At 66.3% G+C, this 13,713-nt stretch carries 16 protein-coding genes, 1 pseudogene and 1 riboswitch; of the genes and pseudogenes, 9 read left to right on the forward strand and 8 right to left on the reverse strand.

The genetic code is table 11. The features are described from left to right. Nucleotides 1–153: 153 nt before the first annotated feature. From glpK to ACNQFN_RS13565, 7 genes are read right to left on the reverse strand one after another with little or no spacing between them, the layout of a single operon-like run. On the reverse strand, nt 154–1,644 hold the full coding sequence (gene glpK, locus ACNQFN_RS13535; protein WP_068636669.1) for a glycerol kinase GlpK: 1,491 nt from the start codon (nt 1,642–1,644) through the stop codon (nt 154–156). A gap of 20 nt (nt 1,645–1,664) precedes the next feature. Continuing rightward, nucleotides 1,665–2,450, reverse strand: a complete 786-nt coding sequence (locus ACNQFN_RS13540; protein WP_068636670.1) for an SDR family oxidoreductase — start codon at nt 2,448–2,450, stop codon at nt 1,665–1,667. Between the two features lies 1 nt (nt 2,451). Continuing rightward, on the reverse strand, nt 2,452–3,465 hold the full coding sequence (locus ACNQFN_RS13545) for an ABC transporter substrate-binding protein (protein WP_418646770.1): 1,014 nt from the start codon (nt 3,463–3,465) through the stop codon (nt 2,452–2,454). An 18-nt stretch (nt 3,466–3,483) separates the two neighbouring features. After that, complete coding sequence (locus ACNQFN_RS13550) at nt 3,484–4,296, reverse strand: ABC transporter permease (RefSeq protein ID WP_418646771.1); 813 nt, start codon at nt 4,294–4,296, stop codon at nt 3,484–3,486. Next, nucleotides 4,293–5,039 (reverse strand): ABC transporter ATP-binding protein, encoded by a 747-nt coding sequence (locus ACNQFN_RS13555; RefSeq protein WP_418646772.1) that lies wholly within the window; start codon nt 5,037–5,039, stop codon nt 4,293–4,295. The genes ACNQFN_RS13550 and ACNQFN_RS13555 overlap by 4 nt, the downstream gene beginning before the upstream one ends. Before the next feature lie 10 nt (nt 5,040–5,049). After that, nucleotides 5,050–6,501, reverse strand: a complete 1,452-nt coding sequence (locus ACNQFN_RS13560) for an acyl-CoA reductase (RefSeq protein ID WP_418646773.1) — start codon at nt 6,499–6,501, stop codon at nt 5,050–5,052. Further along, a complete protein-coding gene (locus tag ACNQFN_RS13565; RefSeq protein ID WP_418646774.1) occupies nt 6,498–7,580 on the reverse strand; it encodes a hypothetical protein in 1,083 nt (360 codons plus the stop codon). The genes ACNQFN_RS13560 and ACNQFN_RS13565 overlap by 4 nt, the downstream gene beginning before the upstream one ends. A gap of 68 nt (nt 7,581–7,648) precedes the next feature. Continuing rightward, nucleotides 7,649–7,740, reverse strand: a riboswitch (TPP riboswitch). A 330-nt stretch (nt 7,741–8,070) separates the two neighbouring features. Here ACNQFN_RS13565 and ACNQFN_RS13570 point away from each other — a divergent pair. The 6 genes from ACNQFN_RS13570 to ACNQFN_RS13595 all read left to right on the forward strand — a co-directional run bounded on the left by ACNQFN_RS13570 (nt 8,071) and on the right by ACNQFN_RS13595 (nt 11,430). Further along, the gene (locus tag ACNQFN_RS13570; protein WP_068636675.1) at nt 8,071–8,487 is read left to right on the forward strand and encodes a VOC family protein; all 417 of its coding nucleotides are present in this window, start codon (nt 8,071–8,073) and stop codon (nt 8,485–8,487) included. A 19-nt stretch (nt 8,488–8,506) separates the two neighbouring features. Continuing rightward, entirely contained in the window at nt 8,507–8,953 is a 447-nt protein-coding gene (locus ACNQFN_RS13575) for an SRPBCC family protein (protein ID WP_418646775.1), read from the forward strand. A gap of 238 nt (nt 8,954–9,191) precedes the next feature. Next, nucleotides 9,192–9,515: an antibiotic biosynthesis monooxygenase family protein gene (locus ACNQFN_RS13580; RefSeq protein WP_068636677.1), complete on the forward strand. Its 324-nt coding sequence runs from the start codon at nt 9,192–9,194 to the stop codon at nt 9,513–9,515. A gap of 438 nt (nt 9,516–9,953) precedes the next feature. Beyond that, nucleotides 9,954–10,475 carry a MarR family winged helix-turn-helix transcriptional regulator gene (locus ACNQFN_RS13585; RefSeq protein WP_418646776.1) on the forward strand — a complete coding sequence of 174 codons (522 nt, stop codon included), beginning with the start codon at nt 9,954–9,956 and terminating at the stop codon, nt 10,473–10,475. Further along, nucleotides 10,472–11,248, forward strand: coding sequence for a HEAT repeat domain-containing protein (locus tag ACNQFN_RS13590; protein ID WP_068636679.1), 777 nt, complete (start codon nt 10,472–10,474; stop codon nt 11,246–11,248). Before ACNQFN_RS13585 ends, ACNQFN_RS13590 begins: the two co-directional genes overlap by 4 nt. Before the next feature lie 14 nt (nt 11,249–11,262). Beyond that, complete coding sequence (locus ACNQFN_RS13595; RefSeq protein ID WP_157659127.1) at nt 11,263–11,430, forward strand: DUF6616 family protein; 168 nt, start codon at nt 11,263–11,265, stop codon at nt 11,428–11,430. On the opposite strand, the pseudogene ACNQFN_RS13600 reads toward ACNQFN_RS13595, so the two are convergent. Then, nucleotides 11,373–11,561, reverse strand: a pseudogene (locus ACNQFN_RS13600) (hypothetical protein); the annotation flags it as partial. The gene ACNQFN_RS13595 and the pseudogene ACNQFN_RS13600 sit on opposite strands and share 58 nt — an antisense overlap. Here ACNQFN_RS13600 and ACNQFN_RS13605 point away from each other — a divergent pair. The 3 genes from ACNQFN_RS13605 to ACNQFN_RS13615 all read left to right on the forward strand — a co-directional run bounded on the left by ACNQFN_RS13605 (nt 11,484) and on the right by ACNQFN_RS13615 (nt 13,702). Beyond that, nucleotides 11,484–12,110, forward strand: coding sequence for a hypothetical protein (locus tag ACNQFN_RS13605; protein WP_245650899.1), 627 nt, complete (start codon nt 11,484–11,486; stop codon nt 12,108–12,110). The pseudogene ACNQFN_RS13600 and the gene ACNQFN_RS13605 sit on opposite strands and share 78 nt — an antisense overlap. Before the next feature lie 24 nt (nt 12,111–12,134). Next, nucleotides 12,135–12,971: a helix-turn-helix transcriptional regulator gene (locus ACNQFN_RS13610; protein WP_068636682.1), complete on the forward strand. Its 837-nt coding sequence runs from the start codon at nt 12,135–12,137 to the stop codon at nt 12,969–12,971. A 107-nt stretch (nt 12,972–13,078) separates the two neighbouring features. Then, the gene (locus ACNQFN_RS13615; protein WP_217999600.1) at nt 13,079–13,702 is read left to right on the forward strand and encodes a LysE family translocator; all 624 of its coding nucleotides are present in this window, start codon (nt 13,079–13,081) and stop codon (nt 13,700–13,702) included. Nucleotides 13,703–13,713: the final 11 nt, after the last annotated feature.

A 13,713-nucleotide genomic window follows, 5' to 3' on the forward strand; every position in this document is an offset into this window, starting at 1 on the left:
CAGCGCGCGGACCTCTCCGCGCCGGCGGCGATCGTCGATCAGGAACACCGGCACGAAGTCCGGGCAGGCATCAGCACGAAGAAGGAGCCGAGCCGGCCGCCCAGGATGATCGGCACGAAAGCCGGCGGAATGTCGACAGACATGATGAAACGATCAGAGCGTCGCCTGCGCCACCGCATGCTCCCAGCGCGCCATCAGCGCCTCGGCCTGGTCGCGTGCCAGCGTGGGCAGGAAGCGCCGCTCGGCACGCCAGAGTTCGGACAGTTCTGCCGTGCCCGCGTACACGCCACTGGAAAGCCCCGCGAGATAAGCCGCGCCCAGCGCCGTCGTCTCCACCACCGCCGGGCGCACCACGGGAATGCCGAGCAGGTCGGCCTGGAACTGCATCAGCAGATCGTTCACGCAGGCGCCGCCATCGACACGCAGCTCACTGACCGGGCTGCCGCCCTGGGCCACGGCATCGCGGCTCATGGCCTGCAGCAAGGCCGCGCTCTGGTAGGCAATGGATTCGAGCGCCGCACGGGCAACGTGGGCCAGCGTGGTGCCGCGGGTCAGGCCCGTGATGGTGCCGCGCGCCTCGGGCTTCCAGTACGGCGCGCCCAGGCCGGTGAAGGCCGGCACCATCATCACGCCGCCCGAGTCGGGCACGCTTTCGGCGAGCGACTGCACCTCGCTGCTGGCCGAGATGGCACGCAGCCCGTCGCGCAGCCACTGCACCACGGCGCCACCGACGAACACGCTGCCTTCCATCGCGTACTCGGGTGTTCTGCCGGTTTGCGCGGCGCTGGTGCTCAGCAGACCGTTCTCGCTGCGCTGGAAGCTGCCGCCCGTGTGCATGAGCATGAAGCAGCCCGTGCCGTAGGTGTTCTTGGCCATGCCGGCGGTGAAGCAGGCCTGGCCGAACAACGCGCTCTGCTGGTCGCCCGCCACGCCGCCGATGGCGATCGCATCGCCGAGCAGTTCGGGCACGGTCCGGCCGAAATCGCTGCTGGAGGGCAGCACCTCGGGCATCAGCGCACGCGGAATGCGCAGCAGTGCGAGCAGTTCGTCGTCCCACTGGTTGCTGCGCACGTCGAACAGCATCGTGCGGCTGGCGTTGCTGACGTCCGTCACGTGGCGGCGCCCGCCGGTGAGCTGCCAGATCAGCCAGCTATCGACGGTGCCGAAGGCGAGCTCGCCGCGCTCGGCCGCCGCACGCGCGCCGGGCAGCTCGTCCAGCAGCCATTGCAATTTGGTGGCCGAGAAGTAGGCATCGATCAGCAAGCCGGTCTTCTGCTGGATGAGCTCGGCGCAGCCCTGTTCGCGCAAGGCGGTGCAGATCGGCTCGGAGCGCCTGTCCTGCCAGACGATGGCGTGGTGCACCGGCCGGCCGGTCCTGCGGTTCCACAGCACCGTGGTCTCGCGCTGGTTGGTGATGCCCAGGGCGCGCACGTCCCTGGCGCCGATACCGGCCAGCCGCAGCGCCTGCTGCGCGGTGGCGAGCTGGGTACGCCAGATTTCCATCGGGTCGTGTTCCACCCAGCCGGGGCGCGGATAGATCTGCGGCAGCTCCTGCTGCGCCTGGGCGACGATATGGCCGCGTTCGTCGAAGACGATGCCGCGCGAGCTGGAGGTTCCCTGGTCGAGAGCAAGCAGGTAGGTCATGGCCTTTGGCTCCTGAAGAGTCACCGCATCACCAGGCCGCCATCCACGAACAGCACCTGTCCCGTCATGAAGCTGCTGAGTTCCGAGGCCAGGAACAGCACCGGCCCGGCGACATCCTCGGGCCGCGCCAGGCGCTTCAGCGGCGTGGCTGCCATCAGCGACTCGCGAAACGACTCCCGGGTATTCTGCGTGCCCTGAGTAGGATAGACCAGGCCCGGCGCCACGCAGTTGACGCGGATGCCCACGGGCCCCAGCTCGCCGGCCAGATTGCGGCTGAAGGCCACCAGCGAGGCCTTGGCCGTGGTGTAGTCATGGTAAGGCACGACCGGGTGCTCGACGAGGTTGGTGACGATATTGACGATGCTGCCCCGCGCGCGCCGGCGCATCAGCGGCAGCACCGCGCGGCAGACCTTGAAGGCTGCGCCCACGGCGCCGTCGAACTGGGCCTGGTAATCGCGCCAGTCCAGGTCGTCGAAGCGGCTGCGGCGCTCAGGGTCGAAGGCATAGGGCTTGAAGGCGTTGTTGACCACGACATCGATCCCCCCGGCCTCGCGTGCGATGTCTTCGGCCATGGCCTGTACGGCGGACTCCGAGCCGACGTCGGCCTTGACCGCCCAGGCGTCGCCGCCGGCGGCCTGGCAGGCCGCCACGGTCCGGGCTGCCGCCTCCTCGTTGGCCAGGTAGTTGACGGCCACCGTCGCCCCCTCGCGCGCGAACGCGGTGGCGATGGCCGCGCCTATGCCGCGGCCCGCTCCCGTGACCAGCACCACCTTGCCGCGCAGGCTCAGTCCAGATGGCTGGTCCATCTCAGGCCTCCGGCAGCAGGCTGGTATCGACCACTTCCGCCACCTCGATCCGGCGCTGCACCAGGCCGAGCGCACGATAGGCGTCGGCCCCCTTTTGCAGCGCCTCCAGGTCGAAGCTGCCCAGGCCCTTGCCCTCCACTGTCGGCAGCGAGGCCGCGTTGCGCAGGCGGATCACGTCGAGGTTGATGTCGCGCTGCGTGCCGTCGATGGCGTACTTGCCGGCCAGCGTCGCGGCCTCCTCGGGGTTGGCGATCATCCAGGCGGCGCTGTCGCGGTAGCCTTTCAGGAAGGCCTTGAGCAGATCCGGCTGCTGGCGCAGCGTGCCCTCGCGCACCACGAACATGTCGCTGGAGATGTTCAGATGGTCGCGCACGTGCATCACGTCGACCTCGGCCAGCCCCCTGCGCAGGCCCACGGCCAGGCCCGTGTCGGTGGCGGCCGTGGCATCGACCTGGCCCTGCATCAGCGGCGCGAAGTTCAGCAGGCCGGTGACGACGATGCTCACGTCCGACTCCTCGAGGCCAGCCTGGTGCAGCATCACCAGCAGGTTCAGGCGTGTGCCGCTGGACAGGCTGTAGACGCCGATCTTCTTGCCCTTGAGGTCGGCCGGCTTGCGGATGCCTGCCGACTTGAGCGAGACCACGTTGAACACGTTCTGCGGATAGATATCGTAGATGGCGACCAGCTTCTCGCCCTTGTCCAGCGCCATGAACAACGACCCGGGGTCGGTGAAGGCCACGTCGGCCTGGCCGCTGAGCAGGTTGCGGATGGCGTCGCCGCCGCCCGCGCCGGGCAGGTAGGCCAGTTCCACGCCCCGGGCCTTGAAAAAGCCGTGCTCGGGCTCGGCGAGGATGTTGGTGATCTCGCTGATGGGCTTGCTCCAGCCCGCCAGGCGGATCCTGCCCTGGACCGGAGCCGCCGAGCCGACGCCGGCAAGCATCAGGCCGGCGAGGCCTGCAGTGGCGCCGAGCAGGCGGCGGCGGGAGATGAACGGAAGCTGGACCGGTGTATGCATGGCAGTTGCCCGTGGCAGTCAGGAGTTGCCGCGCGAACGCGGAGGGGACGAAGCGGACAGGGACGAAGCGGGAAAGGCGTGGGCACGCAGCAGCCTGCGCTCCAACAGAAGGCAGCCCTGGTACAGCAGCAGGCCGATGACGGCGATGAGCACCAGCGCCGCGAACATCAGGGTGGTGTCCATCATGCCCTGGGCGGCGATGACCACGGCGCCCAGGCCTTGGCTCGAACCCATGAACTCGGCCACGACGACGCCGACCAGCGCCAGCACCACGGCCACGCGCAGCCCCGCAAGGATGGCGGGCAGGCCCATGGGCAGCTTCAGCCGCAGCAGTGTCTGCAAGCGCGTGGCGCCCAGCATGCGAAACAGCTGCAGCCGCTGGGCATCGGTCTGGCGCAGGCCGGTCAGCGTGTTCTCCATCAGCGGAAAGAAGCAGATCAGCGCCGTGATCAGCACCGTGGGCAGCATGCCGAAGCCGAACCACAGCACGAACAGCGGCGCCAGCGCCAGCTTGGGCACGACCTGGCTGACCACCACATAGGGCTTGAGCACGCGCTCCAGCAATTCGGATTCGGCCAGCGCCATGCCCGCGAGCAGCCCCACGATGCTGCCGGCCGCCAGCCCGAGGAACAGGGCCTGCAGCGTCGCCCGGACGTGCGGCCAGAAATAGCCCGAAGCCAGGCCCGACCACAAGGCCTGGACCACCGCCGACGGCGCGGGCAGCACCAGCGCCGACAGCCCCCATTGCCGCACCACCAGCTCCCACAGGCCCAGCAGGACCAGGAACAGTGCGGCCGCCATCAGCCGTGCCTGCATCGGCGTCGGGTTCATGTGCCGGCCCCGTCCATGGCAGCGCGCACGCGGGCGCAGTAGTCGTTGAAAGCCGGGCCGTGGCGCATGGCCTGCGTGCGCGGCGCGGGCAGCGTGATCGTCCAGTTTTCCACGATGCGCCCGCCATGCATCAGCGCGATGCGGTCGCCCAGGTAGACGGCCTCGTTGATGTCGTGGGTGACGAACAGCACCGTCGTGCCGCGCTCGCGGCAGGTGCGCAGCAGATCGTCCTGCAGTTCGGCGCGCGTGATCGCGTCCAGCGCCGCAAACGGTTCGTCGAGCAGCAGCAACGGCGGTTCGAGGACCAGCGCCCGCGCAAGCGCCACCCGGCTTTGCTGGCCCCCCGAAAGCTGGCGCGGGTGATGCTGCGCATGACTGGCGAGCCCCAGTTGGTCCAGCAATCGCAGCGCGCGCTGCGCATCCTGCGGCGTGGGCCGGCGTTGCAGCGATACGGGCAGCAGCACGTTGTCCAGCGCACTCAACCAATCCAGCAGCGTGGGCGCCTGGAACATGAAGCCCACCTGCGGCCCGGGTGCGGCCAGTTCGCCGCCGCGCAGCACGATGCGCCCCGACTGCGGCTTCAGCAGGCCCGCAGCCAGCTTGAGCAGCGTGGTCTTGCCGCAGCCGCTGCGGCCCAGCAGGCAGTGGAACTCGCCGGCCTGCATGCGCCAGTCCACACCGTCGACCACCGGGGCGCGACCGGGATAGGTGAACACCACCTTCTCGATGTCCAGAAACGCCACGGTCGCGCCTTCAGTCCGCATACGGGGCGAAGGGCTGCGCCGCCGCCTCGGCCGATTGTTCGATCTCGGTCATGCGCACCAGGTCGATCAGGTTGAAGCGCCCATCGTGATGCCAGCCGGCCTCGGGCATGCTCATGGCGCCGATGGCGCTGATGCGCGTGACGCCGGCCGCGCCCAGCAGACCGGCCAGCCGGTACAGCTCCTCGGGCGAGGCCGCGATGCCGGCGGTCTGCAGGAACGCGCGCTGCTTTGCGACCACCGGCACCACCTCATCGAGGCGATCCACGCCGACCACGGTTATCGTGCGGTACAGCGCAGTCGGCGCCAGCGCTTGCAGGCTGTCGCCGTAGGCCACGCTCCAGGGCGCATCCACAGGCCCGATCAGCACCTGATCGTCGCTGCCCCACTCCACGGCCTGCTGCCATTTGGCGACGGCGGCGCCTTCCGCCAGATCCAGGGGCCGGCGTGCAAAGCGCTGCTGCAGATTCGCCAGCTCGGCCGCGAGGTAGTCGGCGAAGGCGCGTGGCGGCACCGGCGCGCCGCGCTCCACATAGAACACATGGGGCGAGTAGCAGCCCTGCTGGTCGTAGCGCATCACGTCCCAGGCCGCCAGCCGCGCGACGGCGGGCGCCTTGAGCGCATCGAGCGCCGCTGCGCCGACCAGGCCGAAGCCCAGCTTGTGGCCGTGCGGCAGAAAGCGCGCGGTCATCGGCAGGCGCTGGTGCAGCGCGGCCAGCGTGTCGTTGCCGCCATAGGCCAGCACCGTGTCGGCCTGGGCGTAGAGCGCATCGACTTCCTCGCCCCCGGCGCCACGCCACCACACCACGGCCAGGCAATCGGCCAGCGGCGGATGCACCTCGGCCAGCAGCCGCGCGAACCAGCCCGCGAACAGCGGCTCGGCACTCGCCAGCTTGCCGATGCCGGGGGCCTTGACCAGCAGGCCGCAGACCAGGCTCCACAGCGACAGCGCAGGCACGTTGCCGGCCCAGACATGCACGAGCAGATCGGGACCGAAGGCGCGCACCGCGCCGCCCTTGGGCGCGGGCTGGAAACCGTCGAGGACGGCGGGGTTGGCGAAATCCTCGGCCACGAAGCGGCGCAGCTGTGGCGCGCGGAAGGTCTTGAAGTAGCCCGTCAGCCCCAGCCGCAGCATGTCCGCGTCGTAGCCGCTGACCACGGGCAGCCAGGCCTCGGCCTCGCGGCGGAACGGATCGTTGCGGTCCAGCAGACGGGCGATCGCGCGATCGATCACGTCGATGATTTCGGCCACCGGCATCGTCCTCAGATGCCGGTCCGCCGCCCCGCGCACGCGCTGTGCCAGTGCCTGCATCTGCGCGGCCGTCAGCATGGGCACGGAGACTTCGAGCCGCAAACCATCGCGCTCGAAAGGCAGCACGTGCCACTGCACCTCGTCGTCGCGCAGGCCAGGCAGATGGCCCGCCGTGATCCGCTCCACCTTCATGCGGCCGCCGCCTTCACGAATTCCTCGACGGCCAGCGAGCAGCCCTTGGCCACCGCGCCCTCGGCGCGCCCCAGCAGCAGGAAGCCGCCCTCGGCCCATTGCCCCACGTCCTCGGTCAGGATGGTCGTGACCGAGTTGTAGTTGGCCAGATCGCAGTGCACGAGGATGCCACGCTCGCCAGGCGCCACGCTGCGGCCCGTGACGGGCTCGACCAGGCGCGAGCGGATCCAGTGCGGCCCCGACTTGACCGAGGGCAGCACGGCATTGCCGTCGTCGTAGAACTGCGTGCTCAGTTCCGTCATGCCGTACATGTTGATGCAGTGCGTGCGCGGCACGCCGAGCAGCTCTTCCAGCCCGGCGTAGAAATCTTCCAGCGGCAGCTCGCGCGACTGGCCCTTGTAGCCGCCCGTGTCGAGGATGCGGCTGCCGGCAGGCAGCCGGAAACCGCGCCCCTGCTCGCGCAGCGCATCCATCACATGCACCAGGCTGAAACTGGCGCCCAACAGCGCATAGGCTCGTCCCGTCCGCTCGGCCTGCTCCAGCGCGGCGCACAGGCCCGGCAGATCCAGGCCCTCGGGCGTCAGGAAACAACGGCTGTCCGCGGCGCCGAATTCGGATCTGGCCAGCGCCAGGTAATGCGCGAGCGAGGAATTGGGCATGGCCTGCTCGTCGGGAAACAGGATGCCCATGGACAGACGCTGCGCCCCGCTCATGAAACGCCGCGCGAAGTTGCGCGTCATCGACAGGTCATAGACATCCAGCCTGGGATGGAAATGCCGCCCGCGCGCCGCGCGGCCCGTGGTGCCGCTGGTCATGAACACGCGCTCGGTTGGCAAGGCCGGTTCGCTGCGCAGCTCCATGGCCTTGAACGCATCGATTGGCACGGCCGGGATGTCGCTCCAGGTCTTCACCTTGCGCAGCGTGGCGCCGCGCCGCTGGCAGAAGCTGCGGAACAGCGCGTTGTTTTCGTACTGGTAGGCAAACAGCCGCAGCGCGAGTTGGTCGAACTGTTTGTCGGTGCAGCCATCCATCGCGATGAAAGCAAGCAGGTCTGCAAGCAACGAAGCGGCCTTGTCCATGGAATTTCCTTCGAGAGCGGGGACGTGATGCTCCGAAGTGCCCCGAGCCCGCCATATCAATGCACGGTCTGTCAGGGCCAAGCTCTTCTTCCGCCGGCATGATCCGGTTCAAGTTCTCGGGTATGGATCTCAGCACTGGCGTGCACCCCGGAGCGGGAACCATGTTACCGCATGGTGCCGGCGACATGCTGAACAAACGCTGTTTCCGGGACTCGAACAGGCCAATGGATATTGGCAAACATAAACTTACAGCCCCATGGATCTGCAATGTGGACACTGTCCATTTGAAATCCTAGGATGTGAACGCCGTCCACACTACAGCCGTCACCACCCGCGCCCGCCTCGCCTCTCACATCCAGGTTTGCCTGTGGTTTGGCGCCCGAGACCATGAACGAGTTGAAAAAACTCGACGCCGCTACCGCGCAGGCAAGCTCCGGCGAGTGCTCAGCCGGCGCCTCCGTATCCTCCCCCCAACCGACCGGAGCTCCCCATGAAAGCCAATCCCGTTGTCTGGTTCGAGATTTACGTTCAGGACATGGCGCGTGCGCGCAAATTCTACGAAACGGTGTTCCAGTGCACGCTGGAGCCGCTGGCTGCGCCTGAACAGGCCGCATCTAAGCCGGCCGCGCCCGAGTGCGAAACCGGCGGCATGGAAATGCTGAGCTTTCCCATGGACATGGATGCCCCCGGTACTGGCGGCATGCTGGTCCGCATGGACGAGGTCTCGTCCGGCGGCGGGGGCACGCTGGTTTACTTCGGCTGCGAAGACTGCGCCGTCGAACAGTCGCGCGTCGAAGCCGCCGGCGGCCAGGTACACAAGCCCAAGTTCGCCATCGGCCCCTACGGCTTCTGCGCACTGGTGGTGGATACCGAGGGCAACTGCATCGGCCTGCATTCCATGCAATGAGCCAGAAGGAGACACGAACATGAGCACCGGAACCGTCCACCTCCACCGCGTCCTGCGCACCACGCCCGACAAGGTGTACCGCGCCTTCACGCACGGCGCGGCCCTGGCCAAGTGGCTGCCACCCTACGGCTTCGTCTGCCACGTCCATCAATTCGATGGCAAGGTCGGCGGCAGCTTCAAGATGTCGTTCGAGAACTTCTCGACCGGCCACAGCCATTCATTCGGCGGCGAGTACCTGAAGCTGGTCCCCGGCGAATTCGTCGAATACACCGACCGCTTCGACGATCCCGGCCTGCCCGGCGAAATGCGGGTGACCGTGAAGCTGCGCGCGGTATCCTGCGGGACCGAGGTCAGCATCGAGCAGGCCGGCATTCCCGAGCTCATCCCGGCCGAGATGTGCTACCTCGGCTGGCAGGAATCCCTGCTGCAGCTTGCCACGCTCGTCGAGCCCGACATTCCCGACTAGCCACGCATGGGTCCGCATCGGTGGGTGGAATGAAAGTCCAGTGTCTGGATATCCCGTGTCTGAAGCAACATCGCTTCAGCGCGCGCATCTGGAATCCCCACTCCTTCAACCGCCTGGCGGCCTGCTCCATCCTGGACAAAGGGGGCATTGCCGTTTTGGCTCAGACAGGTCTGGCGTCGAACAGCACTACGTATGATTGGCACGTTCATGCTGCATCGGATCAGTAGAGAGGCAGGCGATGATTTTCGTGTTCGAGATTCACATCAAACCCGGCTACACGGCAGAAGCGTATGCAGATGCGTGGGTCCGCGCGAGTGAAATCATCCAGCGTGCGCCGGGCGCCCGCGGTACGCGGCTGCATCGCAAGATCGGCGCTCCAGACGTACTCCTCGCGATCGCAAGCTGGGAATCGAAGGCCATGCGGGACGCAATGGAGGGAAGTCCGTCACACGACGCCAAGCGCATCATCAAGGAACAGGCCGAGTTCGTCGACGTACGCGTCGTCGGCGAGTTCGAGGATGCGGAGTGGGTCGTCTTGCCAGAGGGGCGCGTCAGCGAGTGACGGTACGCGCCAATGACCGGCGCACAGCCGAGGACGCCCAACCTTCGATAATTACAACATATCCAAATTCTCACCCCTTCGGTACAGCCGCGCGGGAAGACGGTCGGGCGCACCCACCACGAAAAATTCTGGGGCATCGTTCCAGAACCATAAAAGAATGGTATGAGCAGTACGAATCGTACAAGTGATATGGCTGAGAATTTGGTTTCTGCACCCATCCTCAGCATCATTCAGATTTCTAGGACAGCAGAATTTCAACCCGGGGACTCTTGGAAAATACGGTGAGTTCATGACCTCTGATGTCCCTTCCTTGCAAATGCGAATGGTGTTCACGCAACTGTTACGGCACGGGGCGAAGCCCGAAAGCCCGGCGGCGCGTGGTGCCGGCACGCCCTGTACGATTTCCGATACGCCATATATAATTAGCCGCCATACTATATGGCAACATCAATCATGGTCTTGGAACAGAAGTACCAGGCGCTGCTGCAGGAAGCGCAGCGGCGGCAACTCCCCGACGTGGCAGGCATCCGCCTATGCTTCCAAACCCTGTCCCTGGCATCGGCGATCGACCGCGATTGCGCGGCGCTGCTGGCCCCACATGGTCTCTCCGAAGGCCGCTTCGTCCTGCTCTTTCTACTCGATGCTGCCAGCGAAGGGCTGGCCCCGAACGCGTTGGCCGAACAGGCAGGCGTCACCCGCGCAACCGTTACGGGCCTGCTCGACGGCCTGGAACGCGAAGCCCTGATCGAACGCCGCGCCGACGCCAGTGATCGCCGCGCCTTGCGCATCCGACTGACCCGCAAAGGCAAACAGACCGCCAAGAAGGTCTTCGACCAGCACGGCCGCTGGATCGCCGGCCTGTTCGGCAATCTGTCCCCCTCGGAACGCGAGCAACTGGCCTGCTTGCTCGACAAGGTTGCGGAGAACATCGGCACGTCCTGGCGGGGAATGCCCCAATGAACGCGACGGCACCACGCAAAGGCGCAACCCGCGCCGCCGATATTCCTGCCGACGTGCTGGATGCCCTGTCGCGCGGCGAACTGCAAAGCGCCACATTGGCCGAGGGACTGGCACTCGACCAGGCCCGGCTTCTGCGTACGGTCTTCCCGCAACTGTCCCAGCAAGTTTTGAGGCGCACGGATACCGCCTGCCAGCTTGGCATTCTCAAGCGCATGGCCGGCGTCGGAGCCGCACTGCTGGAGGAATTGGGCAACGATGGCATCGCACAATGCCAAGGCCATGCTTCGGACACCGTACGTGGCTGGGCCTGCTTCATGATTGGCGCACAACCGGGACTGGCGCTGCCGAGCCGGTTAGCCGCCATCCGCCCCTTGGCCGATGACACGCATTTCGGCGTGCGCGAATGGGCCTGGATGGCCGTTCGGCCCCACTTGGCCGAGGAACTGGATGATGCCATCGCGCATTTGACGAAGTGGACGACAGAACCCTCCGAACGCTTGCGCCGCTTCGCCAGCGAAGCCTTGCGACCGCGCGGCGTGTGGTGCGCCCACATTGCCGCGCTCAAGCGGCAACCGGAACGGGCGTTGCCCATTCTCTCGCCGTTGCGTGGCGACCTATCCATCTATGTGCAGGACTCGGTGGCCAACTGGCTCAACGACGCTGGCAAGGATCGTCCCGGCTGGGTGCGCGAGCTATGCGCGCAATGGCTGCAAGGCCATCCCACCGCAGCCACTCATCGCATCTGCCAGCGCGCCCTGCGCAACCTGAAGTGAAGGAGCACACTGCCATGTCGCACTATCTCGTCGAACTCTATACGCCCAATGCCGCATGGCGCGCATTGCCAGTCGAAAACCGGCAGCAGTTTCTGGATGGCATTCAGGCTGCAATGGGCGAACTGTCCAACCCTTCCTTGCAAAGCTCGGCCAGTACGGCGGCGGTGAGGATACAGGCGTAACGCTGCGAACGGTTCTCATGCGGCGCGTCCGCGAAGATGGACGGGGCGACTCGGTGAATCTGGTCATCGGTCAGCGGGTAATCGCTGCGCAGCGACGGCGAACGGGAAACGAAGCGGGATGCGACTTGCATGGCCTTGCTCCTGACGAAAAGGGTTTGCTGTTCAAACCGCACACCGGATTCCTGGATTCGGAAGCCCAGCCTTTCGGCTGTTCGGTGCGGTTGGCACGAGGAACCCGGGTGGCCCTGTTGCCACCGTCTTTCAAGACGGCTGGACATAGCAACGGCCGCCCTCGTGTGCCGAACCGCACGCAAGTGAAGCGCGCAGGCCCGAAAGCTAAAATTGATGGCGATTCAGGCGAGTGTCTTTTCACGGCATCCGCTATCCAGAAGAAAAATGGCGGGTACGACATGGATACCGATCTCCAGACGATGACGCGAGAACAGCTCATCGAAGAAGCGAAGAAACTGCGCGCTGGCATCCGCACGCACCGGGACACCTCTGGTCATGACCTGTGCTGGTATCACCCGCACCTGTGGGCATTGCTACCTGAAAAAGTCGATCACGTCCCGAGCGTGCCCGACTGGCCGCAGTTCATGCGCGGTTGCGTGAAGTACCGTGAATCGCTTGATGCTCAATGCCCAGGCGCGCCACGCAGCCAGCGGGAATTCGGTGAGTAGGTTGTTGGCGCACCGAATGACCGCATGTCCGCACTCCGTCCCATGATGCACAGCGATCCGACCCAGGCGTTCTGGCGCGACCCGGCCCTGCCCTTCGCCGAAAGTCGCCGGGCGTGCCAGAGCCGTGCCTGTTACAAGCCGCACCACCATCCAAGCTTCTCCATCGGCGCGGTCGATGGCGGCCAAAGTGTCTTCACCGGCGTGGCCGAAGGCCCGGTCGCGCTGCACCCCGGCACGCTGGTGTTCGTGCCGGCCGAGCGCGTGCATGCCTGCAACCCTGCGCCCGACACGGCCTGGAGCTACCAGATGCTGCATCTGGATACGGAATGGCTGCGAGCCATCCGCCGGGAATACGCCCAAACCGATGCGATCGACGCCGAACCCGTGCGCATCGTCACCGAGTCTTCGGCCTACATGCGCTTCTGTCGGCTCAACGCGCTGTTGTTCTCCGAGGCGGATACGCGCGACAAGGAAGCCGCGCTGATCGAGTTCATCGGCGATTGCGACACCGAACAGGGCTTGCGCATCGAAGCCCCGAGCATCCCGTCGCGTCTGGCCGAACAGATTCAGCCGGCGCTGGACGGCCTGCGCGCCACACCCGCGGCCGGTATTGCGCTGGAAGAACTGGCACGGCTGACAGGCATGAGCCGTTATCAGGTAATTCGAGCCTTCCGCGCCGTCACCGGCATGACCCCGCACGCCTGGCAGTTGAACCTGCGCGTCAACCTGGCCAGGGAACGGATGCGGCAGGGAGACAGCCTCTCGGACGTGGCCCAGCACCTGGGTTTCGCCGACCAGGCGCATTTCCAGCGCGTGTTCAAGGCCCATGCGGGCGTGACGCCCGGCCGCTTCCGCGCGTAGCGGCGAAAGCCAGGGCGGCTGCAATTTCCTTCAATACAGAAGTTGCGGCACTCGGCACACTGTGCGGGAAAAACTCGCACGTGTGCCCTTGAATGCAGCAGTTCCTGATGATTGCAGCAGCGCATTTCCTGGCGCTGCTGTCCCCCGGCCCGGATTTCTTCCTGATCGCCCGAACTTCGCTGTCCGCCGGCTGGCGCATCGCCAGCGGTGCTTGCGTCGGCATTGCGCTGGCCAATGGCGTCTTCATTGTCGCCGCATTCGCCGGCATGGCCGCGCTACGGCCGGACAGCGCCTGGTTCGTCGTGCTGCAACTGGCCGGCTGTGGCTACCTGGTTTATCTCGGCGTTCTGTTCATTCGCTACGCGGGCAGTAGCGAACTGAAGGTGTCGGCCTCTGGCCACACCGCCGCGCCCCCCCATCCGCTCGTTGCCTGGCGGCGCGCGGCCGGCATGGGCTTCCTCTCCGGCATCCTCAACCCGAAGAATGCGCTGTTCTATGCAAGCCTGGCCGCGATGCTGACCGGCCCGCACGCCAGTGCCGGCTGGAAGACGTTCTACGGCACCTGGATGTTCAGCGCCGTACTGCTGTGGGACGTGCTGATCGCTGTCCTGATCGGCAATCCCGCCGTGCTGCGCCGCTTCGCGCGGGCGTTGCCGTGGCTGGAACGTATTTCCGGCATCGTGCTGATCCTGCTCGCCCTGGGCGTCATCACGGCTCTACTGCTGCGTTGAAGCAGAAAAAT

It is taken from the genome of Thauera butanivorans, from assembly GCF_048398245.1.
GTDB classification, from domain to species: domain Bacteria; phylum Pseudomonadota; class Gammaproteobacteria; order Burkholderiales; family Rhodocyclaceae; genus Thauera; species Thauera butanivorans.